We start from the raw sequence: 23,244 nt of genomic DNA, 5'->3' as shown, positions 1-23,244 counted from the left end.
TGCTTCTCTGCGTGGCGTAACCATCCCTACTAATTACTATTTCCGGTTTCCTTCCTGATTATACTCTCCCCAAAGTAACAAAAGAGGGATTAGGCAATACTGCGTAGGTTTTGAAAATTTGTAAGTTGGGTTAAACAGAGTCAAACCCAACAAACCCCTGAAAATGTTGGGTTTCGTTCTGGGAAATTTACAATCAAAGGAGCAATCGAAAAAGCATATTCTCTGATCATTAATGCAGTAAAGGCTATTTTGAATCTAAAATAATAAAACCCTTATTAGGGCTTTAAGAGTAATATTTTAAATTACATAAATCTGTCAAATTATCAAATAAGTTAGCAAACGACACTTATAATTTCGCAAGTTGTCGGTAGCGTTCTTGAACTTCCTGAATCGAAAACAAAGTTTCAAACTTCAATCCAGCTGACTGATACAACTCCCCTCCCCCTTGCTCTCGGTCTACCAGTGAAATTATTTGATTTACGGTATAACCTGCATCTTGAAGACGCTCAACAGCTTTCAAAGCAGATTGTCCAGTTGTAACGACATCTTCCAAAACTACTACTTTTGCACCTTCAGGTAAAGTGGGGCCTTCTATATAAGCTTTCGTCCCATAACCCTTAGCTTCCTTGCGAATAATCAGCGCTGGTATAGGACGGTTTTCATGAACAGAAACTACACTCACTGCTGTCACAATTGGGTCAGCCCCCATTGTTAAACCACCTACAGCTTGTGTATCTATAGGTAACAAAGGAAACAGTAAACGTCCGACTGCCAAAGCACCTTGAGGATGGAGTGTTACCTGTGTCTTGTTGACGTAATAAGAACTACGTAGCCCAGAAGAGAGCAGAAAATCACCTTCTTGATAAGCAAGTTGACAAAATAAATCTAGTAGGTTCTGGCGCAAAATAGTCAAATCAGCAGTGGTTGCCCAAATATTTGAATGGGTAAGAGTTTCAGTAGGATACGTCATTACAAAACATTAAAAGTTGTGCTACACCAAAGATTGAACTGATCACAGTTCTGAAATTAAGCATAAATTAAGATTGCCCAAAAATTGAGGAGTTAGGAACGTGGGTATAAAATTTAAAATTTTTGGTGGTTTATTGGTACTGCTTGCTGCTGGTATTGCTTTTCCTTCTGTTGCATCTGCCCAAACGAAAATCCCCGAAGCTGAAACTACGAATGATGTATTTGAGAGAGCTTATTTTCGTCACGATCGCAATTTCTACGAAAATGGTAGCCTCAAGCGCCAGCTAGACTCATTTCTAGGAGGTGGTTACGGTTTCGGTGGTTCCTTCCCAGAAAATGAAATTGCCCGCGATGCTCAGTTGCTTAACACTTTATATCATGATGTCCTAACTCAGCAAGTTGGCAACGATCCCTATATTCGCACTCCTGATTTACCAAATCCTTATGACACATCGCTGATGATGTCTCCTCGTTTGAATAGCAACAATAAACTTCAAGTGGGAACTGAATTCAAGTTTGAAACTTTACCACCTCGGTAGTATTGGGGAGTAAGGAGACCAAGGGACACAACAGGGCAAGAAGTGAAAACTTGCAACAAGTCTTTCCCCTTGTCCTCTTCACCATGCTCCATGCCCTTGATCCCTGTATTACTGCTTTTTGATTGTTTTAGTGCGCCCTGCTGGAATCGAACCAGCCTGAAGACGAATTATGAGTTCGTTGCCTCCCCAATCGGCCAAAGGCGCTTGTTTTGCTGGATTTCGGGTTTATAAGAGTTAATTAGTTCAACTCTTAAGTCAACCTGATTTGCTAAACAGTGACGAAAATACTTCATGCACTGAGTTTAGCCAATTTCGTGATTATAGCACAGATTTACACCTCTGAATACTCGATAATAGCTGATCAGATTTTATACTACATGATTTAATCATAAAATAGTGCAGACTAATATTGATTAAGTTCCTTTACGGATTGAGGTCAAAAGCTTCATTATTCTTAAATAGACCAGCATTCTATTGTGATAGCTTGTCAGCCATGAAAATAAATTCTACTGTACTTCTTACTTTGGTTTTGTTAATCCTGATGATGGGAGCAGGTTCTGTAAGTGCCCTTTTGGGGTTTGAACTAGGTAGTTCAGCACTTAAAGGCGTTACCACACCAGATGGGCGTCCTACAACCAAATTTGCCAGTAATAAGACAAATAACTCCCAACAGGGAGGGTTAGTACTGTTAAAAGAGGACGAAATTCTGAAAATTGTCAAAGCGCGAATTGAGGGTAAGACCAAGGCTGCTAAATCGGAAAAGCTAGAGGATGATGATGAAGAAACCAATAGCAGCAAGCAGAAACCAGAGGAAAAACCCCCAGCAGTGGTTGAAGAAAAACTTCAGCCAGGTTTTCCAGTTACTGCCCTGAGTGAGGGCGTAACCATGTCTGTGCAATCTGTCCGCTACTCTGGTGGTGATTTGCTACTGAAAGTGAAAATGCAGAATAAAGGTAAAGATTCTGTACGCTTCCTATATAGTTTTTTAGATGTTACCGATGATAAAGGACGAACCCTGAGTGCTAGTACAGAGGGTTTACCAACTGAATTGCCTGCAAATGGGCCAGCATTTACAGGTACTGTGAGCATTTCTACAGCTTTACTTGATAATGTCAAGAAAATATCACTTGCTCTTACTGATTATCCCGCTCAAGAATTGAAGCTAGAGGCATTGAATATTCCTGTAGAAAGGTAGATTGGGCAATTTTAAATTTTAGATTTTAGATTTTAGATTTTGGACTTGGTACTAAGCAATTTACCTAGTCCCTAATACCCAAAACTTAATCCAAAATCCAAAAATCCAAAATCCAAAATCCAAAAATGGGGGCGTGAGTTTTACACGAGCTTTGGTGGTGATTGGTTTTCCTAATTTAATTTGGACAGACGTGGCGCTACGGTTATTGTCAGTGCTACTACTGATTGCCATAAATGCCTTTTTTGTGACGGCGGAATTTTCGATGGTGAGTGTGCGGCGATCGCGTATTCACCAGCTAGTTAAGGCTGGAGATGTTCCAGCGATCGCAGTCGAAATGCTACAACGTAGTATTGACCGACTACTATCTACCACCCAGTTAGGTATTACCCTCTCTAGTTTGGCATTGGGATGGATTGGCGAAAGTACGATTGTGGTGCTGGTTAATGCATGGTTAAAATCCTGGCCTTTACCCAGTAGCATGACTACCTTCCTGGCCCATTCTCTATCAATTCCAATTGCCTTTTTCTTGATTGCCTATTTGCAAATTGTGATCGGAGAACTATGTCCTAAATCTTTAGCCATGCTGTATTCAGAACAGCTAGCAAGGTTTTTGGGGCCTTCGGTAAAAGCAATCGTGCGTTTTTTTGGCCCCTTCATCTGGATTCTCAACCAATCAACTCATTTTTTACTGCGGATTTTTGGCATTCAATACACAGGTCAAGGCTGGAGGCCACCTGTAACTCCTGAAGAATTGCAACTGATTATCTCTACAGAATGGGGGTCTACTGGTTTACAACGTGCAGAGCGAGAATTGCTCAATAATGTCTTTGAGTTTGGCGATGTCATGGCCCAAGATGTGATGATCCCCCGCACCAGTATTATCACGCTGCCAAAAGATGCTACCTTCCAGACATTACTTAAGGAAATGGCTGCTACTGGTTACTCTCGCTATCCCGTGATTGGTGAATCTTTAGACGATGTTCGCGGCATTGTTTATTTTAAAGATTTGGCACAGCCTTTAGCTGTAGGAAAGCTCAGTTTAGAGACACAAATCCAACCTTGGATGCGTCCCGTCCGATTTGTTCCCAAACACACGTCCCTGAGTGAGCTTTTGCCAATGATGCAGCAAGAGAAACCAGCTATGGTCATGGTAGTCAATGAATTTGGCTCTACTGTGGGACTAGTGACAATCAAAGATGTCATTGCCGAAATTATTGGCGACGCCAGCGAACTTGAAAACAACGACGACTTGCTGATTCAGATGTTAGATGAGCATAAATTTTTAGTACAGGCCCAGATCAACCTCGAAGACCTCAACGAAGTTTTGCATCTCAATTTGCCCCTGACAAGAGAATACCAAACAGTAGGGGGCTTTTTACTGTATCAGTTACAGAAAATTCCTGTCAAAGGCGAAACCTTCCGTTATCAAAATCTCGAATTCACGGTGGTATCAATTGTTGGTCCACGCCTGCATCAAATTCAACTGCGACGGTTAGAAGATTTAGGAGTTGAGAGTTAAGAGTTAGGAGTTATGAATTTTAACTCCTAACTCTTAACTCCTCACTCAAGAAGCATACGCCAGTGGATCAACAAGTCCCAATTCGGCAAAAGCTGCTAATCGCAAGCGACAAGAATCACATACACCGCAAGCAACATCACCACCAGCATAGCAAGACCAAGTTAGTTCCCAAGGAACTCCCAATTGGTTCCCCAGTTGGATGATTTCGGTTTTTTTCAGGTTGATTAGGGGTGCAACAATATTAATTGGTTGTCCCTCACGCCCTTGTTTGGTTCCCAGACGAAAAACTTCTTGCATTGCTTGGATATAGTCAGGGCGGCAATCAGGATATCCTGAGTAATCTAAGGCATTGATGCCGATATAGACACGTTCGGCTGCGATCGCTTCGGCGTAACTAAGAGCAAAGCTTAAAAAGATGGTATTACGAGCCGGAACATAAGTGACAGGAATATTTTGAGACATTTCATTCAGCGATCGCTCTTGGGGTAAATCAATCGCGTCATCGGTAAGTGCTGAACCGCCCCATTGTCGTAAATCAAAATTAACCACCTGATGTTTTGCGATCGTAGCTTTTTGAGCAACAGTCAGCGCTGACTGTAACTCTCGTCGATGTCGCTGCTGGTAATCAAAGGAAATAGCATGACATTCACAGCCATCAGCCTGAGCTTTGTACAGAATTGTGGAAGAGTCTAATCCCCCAGATAACAGAATTACAGCTTTCATCTTGGTTGCAAATTTTGGATTTGAAATTGCCAAATTACACCTCAACAAGATATCAGGAAGTAATGCCAAAGCGACTTTTCAACCCTGTGATTGATGGCAAACAACGCCGCACCTGAGAAATTATAAAGAAACAATCTACAGTAGTGCAGTACGGCGTAAATAAACATACCCTTCGGGTTCACCAGTCGCCTGCGGAGGGAAACCCTCCCGCAGCGCTGGTTCACCATTTCAAATGGCGCAAGAGCCTGGAATACAATTATGCGTGAATTTTAAGAGTCAGTTGCTTCAAGGCGAGGAACCCGCGCAACGCACTGGCTCGTTTTGACTTCCACCTTGCGCTACTAGTTTTTCTCAAAAAGCAGTGTAATGTGTTTTATACCAGAATCTACCCGTAGCTTGCTTCGTTGCAAGAGTACGTTTCTAGGATAGATACTGCAAATAATCATATAAAAATCTTTTTAATTAATTCAGTAGCAATAATTTTCAATAGCATTTTTCTTTGCAATAGCATAGGTGTTACTTTTTCATGACTTTGTAATTTTAGTAGTATCAATTCGATATTGATCCCGGTAATTAATGCCCTAAATGCAACCTACAGTTAAGTTGGAGCAGAGTCAGGCGCTCCTTATAAATTTGAATAAATTACACTTAAGTCTTACCGAATGTTTTAAAGTTAATAAAAAGACACATATTTATTGTAAAAAGTGGAAAATCTAAAACAAACCCTAACTATCTATACAAAAGATATTTGGATTACGGGAACCGATCATAAACTTTGAAATTCTTCATAAACATAGGCTCTATGTTACCATCTGGATGGTTTTAGACGGATCGTAACTGGCTTTCGAGTATAAACGCCAACGGCCGTAGCGTCTCTAAATTTGGTGGTTGAGGAGAGAATAATAGTGCAAGATAGCATGTCAGTGGCAGAACCGAATCTATATACACAGCGTAACCAGCCACGACCGATCCGCATAGGCGTGATTGGAGTGGGTAACATGGGACAACATCACGCTCGCGTGCTGAGTTCAATGAAAGATGTTGAACTAGTCGGAGTGGCAGATATTAATGTTGAGCGAGGGTTAGAAACTGCCAGCAAGTACAAGGTGCGTTTTTTTGAAGATTACTGTGACCTGCTACCTCTTGTAGAAGCAGTTTGTGTAGCTGTTCCCACCCGTCTACACTATGCCGTGGGTATCAACTGTCTGTTAGCGGGAATTCATGTTCTAATTGAAAAACCGATCGCAGCCAGTATTTCTGAGGCAGAGTCTCTGGTAAATGCCGCAGCTGAGTCTGGATGTATCTTGCAAGTGGGTCATATTGAGCGTTTTAACCCAGCTTTTAAAGAACTAAGCCAAGTGCTTAAAACTGAAGAATTGCTGGCACTAGAAGCCCACAGAATGAGTCCTTATTCAGATCGGGCAAATGATGTTTCGGTTGTGCTGGATTTAATGATCCATGACATCGACCTCCTTTTAGAATTAGCTGCTTCCCCAGTCACAAAATTGACTGCTAGCGGTACTCGTGCCCTAGACTCTGGTTATCTAGATTACGTAACAGCCACTTTGGGATTTGCCAATGGTATTGTTGCTACTCTGACTGCCAGTAAAGTTACCCACCGAAAAATTCGCCGGATTGTCGCCCATTGCAAAAATTCATTCACAGAGGCAGATTTTCTCAAGAATGAAATTTTGATTCACCGACAAACGACTACCCATTCTCTCTCCGACCACCGACAAGTACTTTACAGGCAAGATGGTGTAATTGAAAAAGTCTACACCAGCAACATTCAACCCTTAAGTGCAGAATTAGAGCATTTTGTCAACTGTGTACACGGTGGTAATCAGCCTTCAGTAGGTGGTGAACAAGCTCTCAAAGCTCTGAGATTGGCAAGTTTGATTGAGCAAATGGCGCTGGAAGATCGAGTTTTGAATCCATTAGACTGGCAATCGGAACCAAGAGTACAATCATTGACCCCGACAGCCTAGAACAAGGGATCAGGGGGATGAGGGAGACAAGGTAAAATTTTCTCCCTACTCTCCCACAGGCACGACCTCACAACCTTAGAAGAAAACCCTACATTATGTTTTTAAATTTGTCATCAAATCTTTAGATCCTCCCTAGTCTTTTTAAAAAACCGACTAAGGGGGATCTAAAAAATAAGAAAATAAAAGCTGGTGGTTGGTTTCATTAATTTTGTCAGGTTTGTAGTGAGCTATTTATCGCTCAATTTCAAGGTTTAGAGCTACTGACGAATTTTATAAACCTTGCAATTAATGAAACAGCATCTTAGTGCTTTGTCTCATTATGTTTGATGAGTTTGAGTTCGTAATCAGCACTTCAATGCTTAAAAATCTAGGACTAAAGTCCTTAGCACGAACTTTGTCACCCATCAAAATTAATCACATAAACCACTAGCTTCTACTTATTTTACTCTGTTTCTTCATTGCGATGCCAACTTTTAGTGCAGCCGAATTACCTTGAATTTAGCAAGCAGGGATAATTACCTTTTAAAAAAGCTAAAGCGGAATCTTAGTCACAGGAATAGTACAGCAATTTCAGGAATTGACTCAATGCTTGAATGGATAACTAATACTATCAACTATTTTGGCTATTGGGGAATCGCCCTACTAATGTTCCTAGAAAACCTTTTTCCGCCCATTCCTTCAGAATTGATCATGCCACTGGCTGGATTTACAGCAAGTCCATATCAACCAGGAGGGGCAAAGCTGAATATCATTAGTGTATTTTTTGCAGGACTTTCGGGTTCTGTATTGGGCGCACTTATTTGGTATTATCCGGGTAAGTTTTTGGGCGAAACCCGTTTGAAAGCCTGGGCTGACAAGTATGGCAAATGGCTGGCTATATCCAGTAAAGATATCACCAAGGCCAAAGAGTGGTTTGAGCAACAAGGTAGAAAAGCAGTATTAATTGGTCGCCTTGTGCCAGGAATCCGCACCTTGATTTCTGTTCCCGCAGGTATCAGCAATATGCCCTTGCTGCCATTCTTGTTTTACACAACATTAGGTAGCGCAGCTTGGGTGGGTTTGTTAACATACTCAGGATACATATTGGGTAGTCAGTATGAACTTGTGGACAAGTACCTCGCTCCTGTATCTAAAATCGTACTTGGCGGTTTGGTTCTAGCATTTGTTTTCTGGATATTCAAGCGCCAGTTAAGACGTACTAGAAGATGAAACATCGACGCTTTTGGTTTGAAAGCAGTGAAAGCAGGGGTTACATCTGGCCAAAATTCGCCTACACTATGCCAAATAATACTAGATGTGCGTTGGCAGAGCTTATCGGAGGTATCGCTGGAATCCGAATTAATCTTTGGCGTATTTCTAGCTACACTTGACGCAACCTAGAATTTCTGGTTGCTCGCATTTTTGTAAGATGAGCATGACAACTTTTTACAGTTAAGTTTGAACTAGGAGCTTTCATGACAGACCAACCTTCCGCCGCTACCCCTATCAATGCTGCTGCTATACCCATGAATAGAGTGTCAGCATCGACTCCCATCAATGCTGTTAATAATGTTCCTCCCAAGACAGGCGGTGTTCCAGGGAAAACCATTCTCAGTGTTGATTTAGGCAGAACTTCTACAAAAACTTGTGTGAGTCGTGAACCCGGTAATGTGGTGTTCGTACCTGCCAATGTCAAGCAGATGTCAATTGAACAAGTACGCGGTGGTGTTTTTGAAGCCAGGGCGACTGACCCCTTAATGGATTTGTGGCTGGAGTATCAAGGAAATGGATATGCTGTTGGTCAACTAGCAGCCGATTTTGGGGCAAATCTAGGAGTTGGCCAATCTAAAGTAGAGGCTGCACTGGTAAAAGTGTTAGCATGTGCTGGCTACTTCAAACTTAGAGACGATATCTCAGTTGTACTAGGTCTACCTTTTCTTTCTTTAGAACAATTTGAAAAGGAAAAAGCCCAGTTGATTAGCCAAGTAGGCGGGCCTCATGTGTTGAACTTCCGAGGCGAATCTATATCGTTGAACGTTAGTAAGGTATGGGTAATGCCAGAGGGATACGGCAGCCTACTGTGGTCTGAAGCTCAACCAAAGAAAAATCCTAACAGTCCCGATTTTACAAAAATATCGGTAGCAATCGTTGATATTGGACATCAAACCGTCGATTTGTTGATGGTAGATAACTTCCGTTTTGCCAGAGGTGCTTCTAAGAGTGAAGACTTCGGTATGAACAAGTTTTATGAATTGGTGTCCGCCGAAATCGAGGGAGCAGATAGTCAATCTCTAGCTCTGATTTCCGCAGTGAACAAACCCAGAGGTGAACGCTATTACCGTCCTAAAGGCGCTAGCAAGCCCACTAACCTAGATGATTTTCTTCCTAACCTCACAGAGATGTTTTCCCGCGAAATCTGTAGCCGTGTGCTAGCTTGGTTGCCAGAACGTGTCACCGATGTGATTCTGACTGGCGGGGGTGGTGAGTTCTTCTGGGACGACGTTCAACGTCTACTCAAGGAAGCAAAGATTAATGCTCATTTAGCAGCACCTTCACGACAGGCGAATGCTTTGGGGCAGTATATTTATGGAGAGGCACAATTATCCTCCAATCGCGCTGCTAGGGCATAAAGCTGATGTTCCAATGGTCAAAAAAGGTAGTTAAATCCGTCACGTTCAACCCAGAGCTTGCTGATGAAAGCTTGTTAGCGCAAGTAGAAAGTTATTTGGAAAAACAACCAGATAAGACTTTCAGTGACCTCTGTAAAGAAGCCTTGTGGCAATCTTTATGTGTACCGGAACCTGTACAACCTGCTCCACAAACAGCAGCAACAACACCGGCTGAACTGCAAATCGGTGAACTGCAACGTCAAGTGGCTGGACTTGAGGAACGTTTTTTTGCCAAGGGATCTAATCGTTTGGAGGCAATGGAACACCATCTACTGCAACTTTCTCAACAAGTTGCACAACTGGCGCTTATAGTTAATGAGCGATCGCTCATTCAGTCTCCCACTCAATTAGAAGTAGTAAATAATACTTCTTATACTGTTGCTACCCCTCCTCAAGAGGTTGACCCCGTAATCAGTCGCCTTAGTCAGTTTCTCGATGATTTTTAAGAAACAATCGGGTTTGTGAGTAGTTTTTGCTCCTCTTAACAATCCTTAATAATATTATGTATTAAGGATTGTTAATGTTTATATTTGTTTAAATAAAGCGATCGCTCATAATAGCGAATCATCAGACCAATCACAGTTGATCTGTTCTAGTATTGTTGCGCTCAATTAGGATTCGTCAAGCTATGCCTCATTTTCAAGATTGCATAAAGAATAATTTATAACCATTTGTAATCTGTACGCCTTACTTTAGCAAGCTCTGGGCAGATTATGATAGAAATTTAAGGCTTTCTGAGAAAGGCGATCGCTCATGACTACTGAGACAAATCCAGCAGCCAATGTGGACTGGGAACCCCCCACCCCACCTACAGATTTAATTTTTGATGATGGTGAACCATTGGAATCAAATCGCCACCGTATTGCCATGAATGTCTTGATTCGGTCATTGCAACAAGCTTGGGCTGACCGCAATGATTTCTTCACTGGCGGCAATATGTTTATATACTACAGTAGCGCCCAGGTTCATAATAAGGATTTTCGAGGGCCAGATTTTTTTGCTGTCCTTAATGTTAACGGCAATAATTCTAGACAAGGTTGGGTAGTGTGGGAAAAAAACGGTCGCTATCCTGATATAATCGTGGAATTAATGTCACCATCTACGGTAGGAATAGACAAGGGTATTAAGAAAAACCTTTACGAACAAAGTTTTCGTACCTTAGATTATTTTGTCTATGATCCCTTTGATCCTAATTCTTTGCAGGGGTGGCATTTAGATGATAATCAGCAGTATCAGCTTTTAACACCAAATGAGCGTGGGTGGCTATGGTGTAAGCGTTTAGGTTTCTGGTTAGGGACGAGTGAGGGGACAATAAATAGAGAAACGGCGATATGGTTGCGGTTTTATGATGTGGCTGGTAATTTGGTTTTGTTACCAGAAGAAGCCGCAACTGCACAAGCACAAGCCGCAGCCACGCAGGCGGAAATTGCTGTTGCACAAGCACAAGCCGCAGTTGCAGAAGCAGAAGCAGCTGCTGTACGAGAAGAAGCAGCTGCTGCACAGGTGAGGTGGCTCGTTTAGCGGCTAGATTAAGAGAACTAGGGGAAAATCCAGATATGTTATGAGATATTTTGGCTTTTTTGATTTGTTTGAACTACAGTTTTAAGTTGTAGGAGTAATAGATGAAGAGACAAGTTATTATATATCCGGGTGAAGATGGTTATTGGGTAACTGAATGTCCTAGCTTACCTGCTTGTATCAGCCAAGGGAAGACGAAAACAGAAGCTATTGGCAATATCAAGGAAGCTATTGAATTATATATTGAAGTGTTAAAAGAAGAAGGTCGTCCTATTCCAGAAGATAATTTGGAAACAGTTTTGGTCGATGTATGAGCAAGTTGCTAATAATTTCTGGTCAAGAGTGCATCAAAGCTTTGGGAAAGGCTGGTTTTTATATTTTGCGGCAACGCGGAAGCCACATTATTTTACGTCGAAATGAGCTATTTACTGAAGTAGTTATTCCGAATCATCAAGAATTAGACAAAGGAACTTTATGAGCAATTATCAGATAGGTTGGGCTGAGTGTTGATGAATTTACCGAGTTGCTGTAAGTTAGAGATTGGATGTGATCGCTATTTGAAATATCAGAATGAGTAAGTGCGAGCGCTATTTTGAAATATCAGAATGAGTAAGTGCGAGCGCTATTAAGTAAAGCTGCAAAATTAAGGTTAATCGGTACAAAATCATATTTATAAATGGCAGGTATTGGTTAAACTTTGACTAGGAAAAACTTATCTTCAGTTACTTAACTGTAATCAGTCCAATATTAGCTGCTACTGGAGGCTCATCACCTACTTTCCACCAACCCAAAGCATCATTACATCCAAATGCCTGAGCATAACGGAAGCGAATATAGTAGGTTCCAGGTTTATTGGGTGCGGTTAGAGTAAATCTGGCTGAATCAGAATTTTGTATACCGCCATTATAGATACAAGCTTGGGCTTTATCCTCACCAGCAATCCCCACAATAATTTGATTTATACTACTTGGCTGACACGTAGGGCAATCGTAGACATAGTTGACAGATGCATTAAGCTTATCTCCAGGAAAGACAGTAACAGATTTTTTTTGACCGTCGAGGATTAAGTCACTCAACGTCACCTGTTGATACTTAGCCCGATCAGGAATATCAGAAATTAACCTGGTGTCTGTGTCCATTTTAGTCAAACTGATCAACCCAATAGCAACAGCAACAAAAACCCCACTGCCCCCAATAAGTAGTGGCAATTTGTACTGGCGCTTTTGGTCAAGCATCTTTGAAGGTCGAGGTTGAATTGCGATCGGTTCAAGAATTTCAGCTTCAATTGGTGCTATGTCTTCATTTCTAAGTTTTAAAATTTCCTGATAACGTTGCAGATCATAGCGAGTATAGTCACTTAAAGTTTGCTCAGTACCTAGCGCATCAATTAATGCTTGTTTATATTCTTGCAATTTTTGCTGATATTCACGATATGGTTTTAAAACTTCAGTTTCAATTGCAGCAACTTCTTCAGGAAGCAATCCTAAATTCTGACGTAGCGTGTCTAATATTTTGCGTCCAATATTAGAAATCTCGCCTCGACTGGCATAAGTTTCAACTTCTTTGCGATATCTCAGTTTTGGATCGCCAATTGGTACTTTAGCTAAAAGGATTTTGAATCCTTCCTTAAACGCATAGATTTCTGGTTGCATGGCGGGAGCCGCTTCTTGAACTTTCTTTTTAGCGTACTCATGCAATTCATCAATAGAAACTGCACCATCATTATCTAAATCTGCTGCTCCTGTTTCAATACCCTCAACCAGGTAACGAGTGTAAGTAGAAAGATTTGCTCCTTCTTGCTGGAAAGAATACTGAGTAGAAGTGGAAGAAGTAAGAGCAACCCGCCCTTCAGCACCAAGTTGAGATCGGATATCCACATAACCATCATCTTTGGCTGACCAACCTTCAGCAAATGCCCCACTAAAGCAGCAGTCAAGAATTATGACTTGTCGCTTAGAGCGGCTTTCACTCATGATGTTATGAATAAAACTGGCGGGAACAGCAGTTGATTTGATCAGTTGTCCTTGAGAATTTTTACGGGTGAGGCGAGTAGCAAGGTAAAGTTTGCCGCTCTCATCTTTAATGCCATGACCGGAGAAGTAAACTATTGCTAGATCATCCTTACGGCGATCGCTAAACAACGTTTCAATCGCTTCCTGCATTTTCTGAGGATCAGGATTCTCCAATTTTTGAATATCAGCCTCAGCAAATCCGCCCATTTCTAGATGCTGCAAAACTTTGGCGATCGCTTGCATATCCTTTACTGAAGCTGGTAATGGGGTAAGACCAGGCTCATACTCGCTGACTCCTATAAGTAATGCTACCTTAGCCATATCAGTATTCTCTCTTTTGTTATAGAGTGTCTTAGCTTGCTGCTACAAACTTTTGCGCTGCTGTAATCGCGGTCATTAATTCTTCCTGGCTGCTGGCTTTAACTTTCAGCTTTTTACCATTAGCTTCAACTTCCAATTCAATGGTTTTGTTACCCAAGCGATCACCCAAAAATCCCAACAATTTCTTAAAATTGGCAACACTTACCTCTGTTTGCAACACTCCCAACACAAAAGCCCCAAATGCCTTTGATCCTGGAGGAGTTTGTGCAACTGCTACAAGTTCAGCACTTTCTACATCTAAATCTTTGATTTCTCGTAGCAGATTTCGTGTTTCGCGTTCTTGCTCATCTGCATCTAAGTCTGGATTAGAAAGAGCGATCGTTAACTTGACGTTAGATTCAGAACTCATTTTGTACCCTTTTCAGTTTTAAGCAGTTCACTGTCAACTATATTGCCGTAATTTGTTTATTGACATCATAGCTGCTGTGTAAATTTCCTGAAACTTCATCAAGATTTTTATAAAAACTCATAAAATTTAGGTAAAAATTACTAGAAATCAAAAAGACGTAGCACTGCTACGTCTCTACATTCTTTTTCAGAGATGTCTATTACGTTAAATTAATTAAAACAAGTCCAAATCTGTCACAGCACCAATACTACTAGAAGATACCAATTTGGCATATTTCGCCAACACGCCTTTAGTGTAACGGGAAGCGGGAGGTTGCCAGTTGGCACGACGACGCACCAATTCTTCTTGCGATATATTCAATTGCAACAAACGAGCGGGTGCATCAATAGTAATACTATCCCCTTCTTCTACAAGAGCGATCGCACCACCAACGGCTGCTTCTGGAGCAACATGACCAACCACCATGCCGTAAGTACCGCCAGAAAAGCGTCCGTCGGTAATTAATCCTACCGCATCACCCAAACCAGCGCCAATAATTGCTGAGGTGGGAGCTAACATTTCGCGCATCCCAGGTCCGCCCTTAGGCCCCTCGTAGCGGATGACTAGAATATCACCAGCTTGAATCTTACCAGCCAAAATTGCATCTAAAGAAGCTTCTTCAGATTCAAATACCCGTGCGGGGCCAGTAATAACTGGTTTTTTCACGCCAGTAATTTTGGCTACAGCCCCTTCCGTTGCCAAATTACCTCTGAGAATAGCTAAGTGTCCTTGAGGATACATCGGGTTATTCCAAGGCCGAATCACATCTTGATTGGCAGATGGTTCTTCTGGTATATCTGTCAATATCTCTGCGATTGTTTGACCAGTGATGGTGAGACTATCACCATGTAGTAAATCATGCACAAGTAGCATTTTCATCACTTGGGGAATGCCACCAGCTTTGTGCAAATCTGTAGCTACATATTTACCGCTTGGTTTTAAATCACACAAAACGGGAACACGGGCGCGGATAGTTTCAAAGTCATCCAGCGTTAACTCTACATTAGCGGCGCGGGCGATCGCTAAGAAATGCAATACTGCATTGGTCGAACCACCTACAGCCATAATCACAGAAATGGCATTCTCTATAGATTTGCGGGTGATAATTTGGCGGGGCAAGATTTGTTTGCGGATAGCTTCGACTAACGCATAAGCTGATTTTTCGGTGCTATCGGCTTTTTCGGCATCTTCGGCTGCCATTGTTGAAGAATAGGGCAAACTCATCCCCAGTGCTTCAAATGCTGAAGACATGGTGTTAGCCGTGAACATTCCCCCACAGGAACCAGCGCCAGGACAAGCCCGACTTTCAACTTCTAATAATTCTTTTTCGTCAATTTTTCCAGCGCTATATTGACCAACAGCTTCAAAAGAACTGACAACAGTTAAATCGCGTCCGTTGTAGTGACCGGGTTTAATAGTGCCACCGTAAACAAAGATAGCAGGGATATTCATCCGGGCGATCGCCAGCATTGCCCCTGGCATATTTTTATCACAACCGCCAATCGTTAGCACACCATCCATACTTTGTCCAGTACAGGCGGTTTCAATGGAATCAGCAATGACTTCCCGCGATACTAGGGAATATTTCATCCCTTCAGTTCCCATCGAAATCCCATCACTGATAGTAATTGTACCGAATACTTGCGGCATCGCCCCGGCAGACTTTATACCAACCTCTGCCCTTTGCGCCAGTTGATTTATTCCCATATTACAGGGAGTGATCGTACTGTAGCCATTAGCAATACCCACAATAGCTTTATTGAAATCTTCATCTTTAAAACCAACTGCACGCAGCATAGCTCGATTAGGCGATCGCTGCACCCCTTGCGTCACAATTTGGCTTCTCAAATTCTCCGACATAGTTACATCATCCTCTGACTTGCATGTATAAGTATGATAGGTAGCAATTTTTGACATGTCCAATATATATTTATAAATATTTGAGACTTATAAAATATCAAAACTATGGAACTGCGACACTGCGCTACTTCATTGCTGTAGCTGAGGAACTACACTTTAGTAAAGCCGCAGAGCGACTTCACAATCGCTTAACCGCCTTAAGAGGCAGTTTTATTTGATTCGTGAAAAATATAAAATTTGAAAACGAACCGCAAAGTATTGGCTTTGGGCGCAAAGGGAAGAAAGAAGAAAGAGAAATATAATAATACCATCGTTGACAGTTTAAAGCCGAGTGCATTTTGTCACAGTTGGCGCATGTTTGGCTTTGCACCTGAATTCTTCAACATTAGACCTTTTGCATAAATCAAAAATAACAACCCTACTTCTAAGAGCGATCGCTTAAGAGTAGGGTGTTAGCGACTTTTGCAAAAGGTCTATTAAAGGATAATATCGTTTGCTACTAGTGGTGGTGTTCCTGTCAATCCAATCTCAAATTCAGCCGATAAATCCCCATCAGTGCTAGCTTGAAGAATACTTCCTGAATAACGAACCTGGCCGGCTGCGGAGAATGCGCGAGTTCCAATGAAAGTGAACGCTTGGTTGCCCGCTATATTGGAGTTGGCATCAATGGTAGATAGATCGATTCTGTCACCTGCCGAGTTACCGTTTCCAACAAAGTCAGTGACCACATCCCGTAAAGAGCCAGGTTGACTTTCAAGAACTGAGTTGAAATCGAAAACATCGTTACCTGATCCTCCCGTGAGAACATCAGTCAGCTTATTACCATCGATGATGAGGTTATTGTTACCAAAAAACGTAATCGTATTGTTAGTCTGATTATCAAGGACGATAATGTTACCATTGTTACCAATATCACCGCTAATCGTATCGTTGCCAGATCCGCCAAAAAGGCTATCGTTGTCCGCTCCACCAACAAGGCTATCGTTGTCCGCTCCACCAACAAGGCTATCGTTGCCACTACCACCGTCAATATTATCGTTGCCGGCTCCACCGTCAATCCTATCATCGCCGTCTCCACCATCAATATTATCGTTGCCGGCTCCACCGTCAATCCTATCATCGCCGTCTCCACCATCAATATTATCGTTGCCTAATCCGCCTTGAAGGCTATCGTTGCCAAATCCGCCGTCAATATTATCGCTGCCCGCCCCGCCGTCAATCGTATTCTTGTTGTCAAATCCAAATCCACCAACAAGGCTATCGTTGCCTAATCCGCCGTTAATCGTATTGTCGGCACTACCGCCCTTAATCGTATCGTTACCGTCGAATCCGTTGATGATATAAGGAAGATCAGAAAAAAAGAAAGGAACACTAAGATTGTCAGGGCGATTAGTACCGTTAATGGTTGGCATAGTAAGTTTCTCCTGAATTTATATTAGAGGGTCAAAAAATTACCTCGTCACTTCCTTATGAGAAAACGGCGTTGCTAATTAAGAGAATGAATTTGGTTTACCTTAAAAGAGCAAAGGAAACAGTTTCAAACATGGAATTTTGAAATTTCACACTTTTATTCAGCAACGCCGGGAAAACAAGGTGGACAAATAACTAGTGGGAAGATATAACAAATTAGACCTGTTATAATCAGGTCTTTGCTGTTAAGTTTGAAAATATAAGAAGCACTAAAATATATTGATCATGTTGGCATCAAAATTGTGCCAAGAGTCATGTTATATGCTTGTGTCTTATATCTTCACAGGTTCCAGTAGCTGCTAGGTAGCAAGCAGATTTTCTCCTACAAAATTGCATAGATTGTAGGACATTTTTGCTTGCTGTATTCGGAATAACAAGAGTATGATACTACCTTCAAAGATAGATTTTTATATCTATAAGAAATAATAAGAAAGTTTTTTTATAACTCTCGGCATAACCTATCTGAAACCTTTATTCAGATAAGGTTAATTTTGCTTATTAAGATTTATTTAGTTGTTTCTATAGTTATTAGGACTTACACAAAAATCGCCAAAAAGCTTAATTTATCGAACCGCCTTCTCAAGTAAATAAGTTGAAAACGTTGTTGATCAATGCGATCGCTGTACCCCTTGCGTTACAATTTGGCCGCCCTAATTCTCTGGGATAATCGCAAAGTCTTGCAATTGTGTTACCTAATTTTCTCATGCATAAGTACCGCGATTAAAACTTAACAAGCATTGGTCATTCTCTATTTTTTAAATGTGCTTTTGTTACTAATTAAGGAAATTGCTAATCTTAAATGTGAAGCCAATATAAACTACTTTCTTGGTATTTAACTGTGCTTGATTACAGCAATACTATCTTGGACAGGTTAAAGACTAATGCATTTTGCCAATTCCTTTAAATATAGAAATCAATTTGCGTAATAATCACTATAAAAGGAAGAGGTAAATTTAGCTTACCTCTCCCCACGACTGTTAAATTATTAGAATCCTGCCTCGTACTTTAATTTCAAGGCAGGTCTATTAAATTAAAGGGTAATGTCGCTTGCCACTAATTGTGGTGCGCCTGCCAGCCGAATCTCAAAGTCAGCCGATAGATTCCCATTAATATTAGCTTGGAGAATACCTCCTGAATAACGAACCTGACCGGCTGCGGTGAATGCGCCAGCTCCAATAAATGTGAAGGCTTGGTTGCCGTCTATCGTGGAGTTAGCGTCGATGTTAGATAGATTGATTACGTCACCTGGCGAGTTACCGTTTCCAAAAAAGTCAGTGATAACATCGCGTCCAGATCCAGCAGGACTATCTGAAACTGAGTTGTACTGGAAAATATCGTTACCTGAGCCTCCAGTAAGAATATCAGTCCCACTACCGCCAACGAAGCGATCATTGCCAGCACCACCGATAAGGACATCGTTGCCAGCACCGCCGCCAAGGACATCATTGCCAGCACCACCGTTAATGACATCGTTACCATTACCGCCAATCAGGCTATCGTTGCCATTATCACCGATTAGGTTATCGTTGCCATCACCGCCGACAAGGGTATCGTTGCCATCGCCACCAACGAGGCGATCATTGCCACCACCACCAGTAAGGACATCACTGCCAGTACCGCCACCAAGGATATCATTACCACCACCAGCGGTAATGACATCGTTGCCAGCACCACCAAGAAGGGTATCGTTGCCACCACCACCGGTAATGACATCGTTGCCACCACCGCCATCGATGCGATTGTTGCCACTACCACCGAGAAGGACATCAGTACCACTACCACCGACTTGGTTACCATTACCTTTGATCTGGACAGAGTTGGTAGCATTGCTAATAGAGGTGGTAGCACCGTTAATAATTGAAGTAATGTTGATACCAGGGATATCGGGAAAGGTTGCCATAAGTTAGCTTCTCCTGAGTTTAAAGGGTAAAAATTACCTCGTCACTTCACCATCACTAAACGGTGTTGCTGATTAAGAGTATAAATTTCCTTTACCCCAAAGGCGCAAAGGAAAGAGTTTCAAACATTAAATTTTTGAATTCCACACTTTTATTCAGGAATGCCGAAAAAATAAGGTGAATAAATAACGAGTGGTAAGAGATAACTGAACCACATCATCTGATTGGAACAGGTTTTTAACTGTTAAGTCCAAAGATTTTAGAAGCACTGTCTATATTGATGATTTTGGCATCAAAATTGTGCCAAGAGTCATTTCTATATCCTTGTGCTTTATGTATTCATTGGTTACAAGTACTAGGCTACTAGGGAACAAGCAGATTTTCTAGTACAGAATCGCATAGCTTTTACGATGTTTTTACTGTTATTCACAATCACAAGATTATAATATTACCCTGAAGGCTACTTTTTTCTATCTATAAGAAATAATAATTAATCTTCTTTTATTCCTCTCACCCAAAAAAAAATCTGAAACCTTTGCTTAGATAGGGTTTTGTAATATATGTAGGAGGCAATAAGGTCTTGATAGTACTCTGTGGGTAGTTTGTTTTATTTATAAAAAAAAGTGGCATTAATTACCACTTTTTTTTATAAATTTCTGATGAATTTTAACGAGGTAGAGGTAACCCTGCAACGGCCACTGCTCCCGCGATCGCACTGGCTGCTAGGGAAGTCAATGCTGTCCCAAATAGCCACCAAGCAGCATTTGCAACAGTTTTTTTGGTTTCTTGAGCTTGCTTTTTAGCTTGTTGTTGGATCGCTTTCAGACGTTTTTGTGTTTCTTGCTGAATGCGTTCGGCTTGTTGTAGTACGCTATCCCGCGCTACTTCTATTTGGTCGATGATCTTGTTAGCATTCTCTTGAGAAATATCTTCACGAGAACTTAATATTGCAATTAAAGTGTCACGATCAAATTGACTGAGGCGATCGCGCAATGCTTCAAATCCGGCTTGGGGATCGTCGAACACTTTTGCAAAGTCTTGCTTAATAGCTTCATAGTTGAGTTCGGAACGATCTAGGGAGTTGAGATAGTTGCGAACTTTAGCAAAAACTCCATCAAGTACTGATTGCACTCTTTGCTGAATTTGCTGGAATTGTTCAACAATGGCGGTGCGAACCGACTCAATTTGATCTACAATCCGGTTAGCTTCTTCTTCTGAGATATCTTCTCGTTGAGATAAGAGCGCCACAATTGTAGAACGGTCAAATTTAGAGGCGCGATCGCTTAAACTTCCAATTCCAGCGCGAGGAGAAGACAGCAGCAATTGCAAATCGCGTTTAATTGCTTCTGGGTTAAGTTCTTCTTTGTTAGTGTTACGCAAATATTCTTCTAGATTAGCTTCAAAATCTAAAGCTTGTTGAGCAGTACGCTTGGCTAAACGTCGTGGCGCTTTGACAATACTAGCGATCGCATCTTGTGCTCGATCAATGATCTGATTAACTTGCTCTTGGCTCAAGTCTCCCCGTTGACTCACGAGTTTAACCAAGGTTTCTCGATCGACGTGAGATAAGCGATCGCGCAGTGCTAAGGCTCCGGCTTTGGGATCATCAAGTAATTTTTCCAAATCACTCCTGATACCTTCGGGATCAAGTTCTTCGAGGTTGGTATTGCGAAAATATTCAGCGATTGCTTTTGTCGTTTTTTCATACTGTTCTCTCGCTTGCTGCGGTACTTGCAAAATACTATCTCGGACTGCTTCAATCTGATCGAGAGTTTGGTTTATCTGTTCTTCGCTCAAATCTTGACGCTGATTGAGCAATTGTACTAGTGTATCTCGGTCAAATTGCGATAGGCGCGATCGTAAAAGGCTAATTCCAGCTTGGGGATCGTCTAGCAAAATTTTAAACTCACGTTTGATACTTTCGGGATTGAGTTCATCTTTGTTAGTATTTCGCAGATAGTCTTCAACTCTTTGGCGCAGTTCATCGGCTTTGGCTTTTGCTTGTTCTTGGAGTTCTCTAGCACGATTTAAGAAATTATCGCGGTTGCTTTCGAGTTGACTAACAATATTATTAGCTTCCTCTTCGCTAATATCTTGACGCTGTTGCAACAATTGTACAAAAGTGTCTCGGTCAAATTGCCCGAAGCGGCTACTTAAATCTTCAAACCCAGCTTCTGGATCTTCCACTAATTTTTTAAAGTCCCGTTCAATACCTTCAGGATTGAGTTCTTCTTTCCCCGTCGAACGCAGATAATCTTCGATGCGGCTACGGAAATCTTGTCCTTTTTCTCGCACTTGGGCCTGTTTTACAGTTTCTAAAACTTCCAAGCGATCGCTTTCCATTTGTTCGGAAATTTCTTTCACCCTAGCTTCACTGATATCACCTCGCTGCTTTAGCAAGTTTGCGAAATATTCTTGATTCAGTTCTTCTAACTCCCGTCTCACAGTTGTCGGATTTGCATTAACGTCATAGATGACTTCTTGAAATTCATTTTTTAGGGTAATGCGGTTAAAATGCCAAGGAAAGGAATTCAATATGTAGTCTTCTACATCTGACTTAATTGTGTTTTCGAGTGATATTGGCAATTTAGCAGATACTTTTTCAGTTGCTTCATCTCTGAACTTTTGTAATTGTTCCGTGATTTGATTGATATCGACATCTTGAAATTTTTCTTTCAGTTTTTGTAACTGATTAGTAATTTTGTTGACATCGATATTGGAAAGATTGGTCTGATTTAGTACTGCTGGTACAGCCGCACTCAAGCCATATCGAATAGCTTGCTTAATTATACCATTGCCATTTCCACCTCCGACTGTAACCAGTTGTTGAAGGCGTTCACCTAATTGGTCTGAATTCAATTCTTCGGGTGTTGCAGACTTAAGTAAATTAATTACTTGCTCTGTGGGATTGCTTTTATTCAAAGCCTGTTGCCAAGCACCTTGAAATTGGTCGGCTATGCGATTGATATCTTCTTGAGATAAATCTGTACGACTGCTGATTAAATCGACAAATGTTTGACGATTGATATTTTGCAATAGGTCGTTGTTAGCAATAGATTGCAAATCTGTATCTTTAAGAAACTGGTCAAATTGGTTACGAATTTCTGTGATATCAAGCTTTGGCAATTGCAGAGAACCTAAAGAAGTTTGGAGTGTATTTCTAATATCTTCAGGATTAAAACCTGAAGTTAATTCTCGCCGGACTGCGGCTGTAATATCTTCAGCAGTAGAAACTAACTGTTGTTTCGCAGTATTAGCACTGATGCCAGCAGTTGCTGTACCCATCAAAGTTTGAAAACCAGAAGTTACAGTACTAGCGATAGATCCAATAAAAGAACCTAACGCTGACGAACCTAACCAAATTACCAGTGAAAAATAGGTAGCCCAGATAACTACACCGATGATTGAACCTAGAGATTCACTTTCGATTAAGCTCAATTTTACCGCTAGAAAAGAAGCAATAAATAATGCAATACTAACGGTTAGTAATGCCCAAGCACCAATTTTGGTCTGAACTGAACGAATTTTACTACCCAAACTTTCTGACTCATCATCAGAATCTGAGTCAATTTCCCAAGATGAAATTCCTACAGCGACTGAAAAGTTAGTCAATAATAATTGAAAGGCAAATGCCATTAAGACTCCAGTCAGCAATGCTACCAAGAATTTAGGCCCAGAAAAAAGAACTGATGCTTCTTCTGGAGTTAGTGCTTCCTCAGCTATTATTGGCGCTAATCCAAAAGATAGCCAGTTCCATCCCCAACTAGTTAAAAGACCTTGAAACATAGTATTTTCTCACTTGCAGTCAATTAAATAACCATTATAAAATGGCTTACTCATCAATTTAATTGCCTCTTAGATAGGCTGACACTTTCTTAGGTAAGAAGTTTACTTGCCAAAAGTCGTACTTTACTTATTAATTTTTACCTAAAGAAAATAATATAAACTTTCGTGATTTTCTATTAATTTATTTGATTAAATTTATTTTGCTTAGTATTAGTAAATCTTGATTACTGAAGTTTCAACTGATACACAGCTAGAGATTTTTATTAAAAATTATATTGAATGGATAGGTTTGTAATAAAAAATTAGGTAGTTTTTAAACTAGTATCTTATAAATTGTTGTGATAAATAAA

Annotated in this window: 18 protein-coding genes, 1 tRNA gene and 1 pseudogene; 11 read left to right on the top strand and 9 right to left on the bottom strand. The window is 41.1% G+C overall.

All coding sequences use genetic code 11. The features are described from left to right. Positions 1-346 precede the first annotated feature (346 nt). Positions 347-970 carry an orotate phosphoribosyltransferase gene (gene pyrE, locus V7L20_RS23515; protein WP_334746396.1) on the bottom strand — a complete coding sequence of 208 codons (624 nt, stop codon included), beginning with the start codon at positions 968-970 and terminating at the stop codon, positions 347-349. Between the two features lie 100 nt (positions 971-1,070). Here pyrE and V7L20_RS23510 point away from each other — a divergent pair, with 100 nt between their 5' ends. Further along, on the top strand, positions 1,071-1,508 hold the full coding sequence (locus V7L20_RS23510) for a hypothetical protein (protein ID WP_334746395.1): 438 nt from the start codon (positions 1,071-1,073) through the stop codon (positions 1,506-1,508). A 131-nt stretch (positions 1,509-1,639) separates the two neighbouring features. Here the strand turns inward: V7L20_RS23510 and V7L20_RS23505 are convergent. Then, positions 1,640-1,712 (bottom strand) — tRNA-Ile (locus tag V7L20_RS23505). Positions 1,713-2,001: 289 nt separating this feature from the next. On the opposite strand from V7L20_RS23505, the gene V7L20_RS23500 reads away from it, so the two are divergent. Then, positions 2,002-2,703 carry a hypothetical protein gene (locus V7L20_RS23500; protein WP_334746394.1) on the top strand — a complete coding sequence of 234 codons (702 nt, stop codon included), beginning with the start codon at positions 2,002-2,004 and terminating at the stop codon, positions 2,701-2,703. 133 nt (positions 2,704-2,836) lie between these two features. Next, a complete protein-coding gene (locus V7L20_RS23495; RefSeq protein WP_334746393.1) occupies positions 2,837-4,222 on the top strand; it encodes a hemolysin family protein in 1,386 nt (461 codons plus the stop codon). Positions 4,223-4,267: 45 nt separating this feature from the next. Here the strand turns inward: V7L20_RS23495 and queC are convergent, their stop codons facing one another. Further along, positions 4,268-4,945, bottom strand: a complete 678-nt coding sequence (gene queC, locus V7L20_RS23490; protein ID WP_334746404.1) for a 7-cyano-7-deazaguanine synthase QueC — start codon at positions 4,943-4,945, stop codon at positions 4,268-4,270. 905 nt (positions 4,946-5,850) lie between these two features. Here queC and V7L20_RS23485 point away from each other — a divergent pair. The 7 genes from V7L20_RS23485 (at position 5,851) to V7L20_RS23455 (ending at position 11,577) form a co-directional block, all read left to right on the top strand. Continuing rightward, positions 5,851-6,933, top strand: coding sequence for a Gfo/Idh/MocA family oxidoreductase (locus tag V7L20_RS23485; RefSeq protein ID WP_334746392.1), 1,083 nt, complete (start codon positions 5,851-5,853; stop codon positions 6,931-6,933). A 585-nt stretch (positions 6,934-7,518) separates the two neighbouring features. Continuing rightward, complete coding sequence (locus V7L20_RS23480; RefSeq protein WP_334746391.1) at positions 7,519-8,142, top strand: DedA family protein; 624 nt, start codon at positions 7,519-7,521, stop codon at positions 8,140-8,142. A gap of 245 nt (positions 8,143-8,387) precedes the next feature. Next, the gene (locus V7L20_RS23475; protein ID WP_334746390.1) at positions 8,388-9,542 is read left to right on the top strand and encodes a ParM/StbA family protein; all 1,155 of its coding nucleotides are present in this window, start codon (positions 8,388-8,390) and stop codon (positions 9,540-9,542) included. A 5-nt stretch (positions 9,543-9,547) separates the two neighbouring features. Beyond that, entirely contained in the window at positions 9,548-10,027 is a 480-nt protein-coding gene (locus tag V7L20_RS23470; RefSeq protein WP_334746389.1) for a plasmid segregation centromere-binding protein ParR, read from the top strand. A 307-nt stretch (positions 10,028-10,334) separates the two neighbouring features. After that, positions 10,335-11,102, top strand: coding sequence for a Uma2 family endonuclease (locus V7L20_RS23465; RefSeq protein WP_334746388.1), 768 nt, complete (start codon positions 10,335-10,337; stop codon positions 11,100-11,102). A gap of 101 nt (positions 11,103-11,203) precedes the next feature. Then, positions 11,204-11,413 carry a type II toxin-antitoxin system HicB family antitoxin gene (locus V7L20_RS23460; protein WP_334746387.1) on the top strand — a complete coding sequence of 70 codons (210 nt, stop codon included), beginning with the start codon at positions 11,204-11,206 and terminating at the stop codon, positions 11,411-11,413. Beyond that, the gene (locus tag V7L20_RS23455; RefSeq protein WP_334746386.1) at positions 11,410-11,577 is read left to right on the top strand and encodes a type II toxin-antitoxin system HicA family toxin; all 168 of its coding nucleotides are present in this window, start codon (positions 11,410-11,412) and stop codon (positions 11,575-11,577) included. The genes V7L20_RS23460 and V7L20_RS23455 overlap by 4 nt, the downstream gene beginning before the upstream one ends. Before the next feature lie 244 nt (positions 11,578-11,821). Here V7L20_RS23455 and V7L20_RS23450 read toward each other — a convergent pair whose 3' ends face one another. The 3 genes from V7L20_RS23450 to ilvD form a co-directional block, all read right to left on the bottom strand. Next, the gene (locus V7L20_RS23450; RefSeq protein ID WP_334746385.1) at positions 11,822-13,432 is read right to left on the bottom strand and encodes a caspase family protein; all 1,611 of its coding nucleotides are present in this window, start codon (positions 13,430-13,432) and stop codon (positions 11,822-11,824) included. A gap of 31 nt (positions 13,433-13,463) precedes the next feature. Further along, positions 13,464-13,841, bottom strand: a complete 378-nt coding sequence (locus tag V7L20_RS23445; protein WP_334746384.1) for a hypothetical protein — start codon at positions 13,839-13,841, stop codon at positions 13,464-13,466. A 213-nt stretch (positions 13,842-14,054) separates the two neighbouring features. Continuing rightward, positions 14,055-15,740 carry a dihydroxy-acid dehydratase gene (ilvD, locus tag V7L20_RS23440; protein WP_334746383.1) on the bottom strand — a complete coding sequence of 562 codons (1,686 nt, stop codon included), beginning with the start codon at positions 15,738-15,740 and terminating at the stop codon, positions 14,055-14,057. 105 nt (positions 15,741-15,845) lie between these two features. Here ilvD and V7L20_RS23435 point away from each other — a divergent pair. Continuing rightward, positions 15,846-15,922, top strand: a pseudogene (locus V7L20_RS23435) (LysR family transcriptional regulator); the annotation flags it as partial. A 294-nt stretch (positions 15,923-16,216) separates the two neighbouring features. Here the strand turns inward: V7L20_RS23435 and V7L20_RS23430 are convergent. The 3 genes from V7L20_RS23430 to V7L20_RS23420 form a co-directional block, all read right to left on the bottom strand. Next, positions 16,217-17,152, bottom strand: coding sequence for a calcium-binding protein (locus V7L20_RS23430; protein WP_334746382.1), 936 nt, complete (start codon positions 17,150-17,152; stop codon positions 16,217-16,219). A gap of 1,088 nt (positions 17,153-18,240) precedes the next feature. Next, entirely contained in the window at positions 18,241-19,110 is an 870-nt protein-coding gene (locus tag V7L20_RS23425; protein ID WP_334746381.1) for a calcium-binding protein, read from the bottom strand. Between the two features lie 664 nt (positions 19,111-19,774). Continuing rightward, the gene (locus V7L20_RS23420) at positions 19,775-22,894 is read right to left on the bottom strand and encodes an MFS transporter (RefSeq protein WP_334746380.1); all 3,120 of its coding nucleotides are present in this window, start codon (positions 22,892-22,894) and stop codon (positions 19,775-19,777) included. Between the last annotated feature and the right edge of the window lie 350 nt (positions 22,895-23,244).

The organism is Nostoc sp. (genome assembly GCF_036916735.1).
Lineage (GTDB): Bacteria > Cyanobacteriota > Cyanobacteriia > Cyanobacteriales > Nostocaceae > Nostoc.
This window is presented reverse-complemented; position numbering and strand designations above follow the sequence as displayed.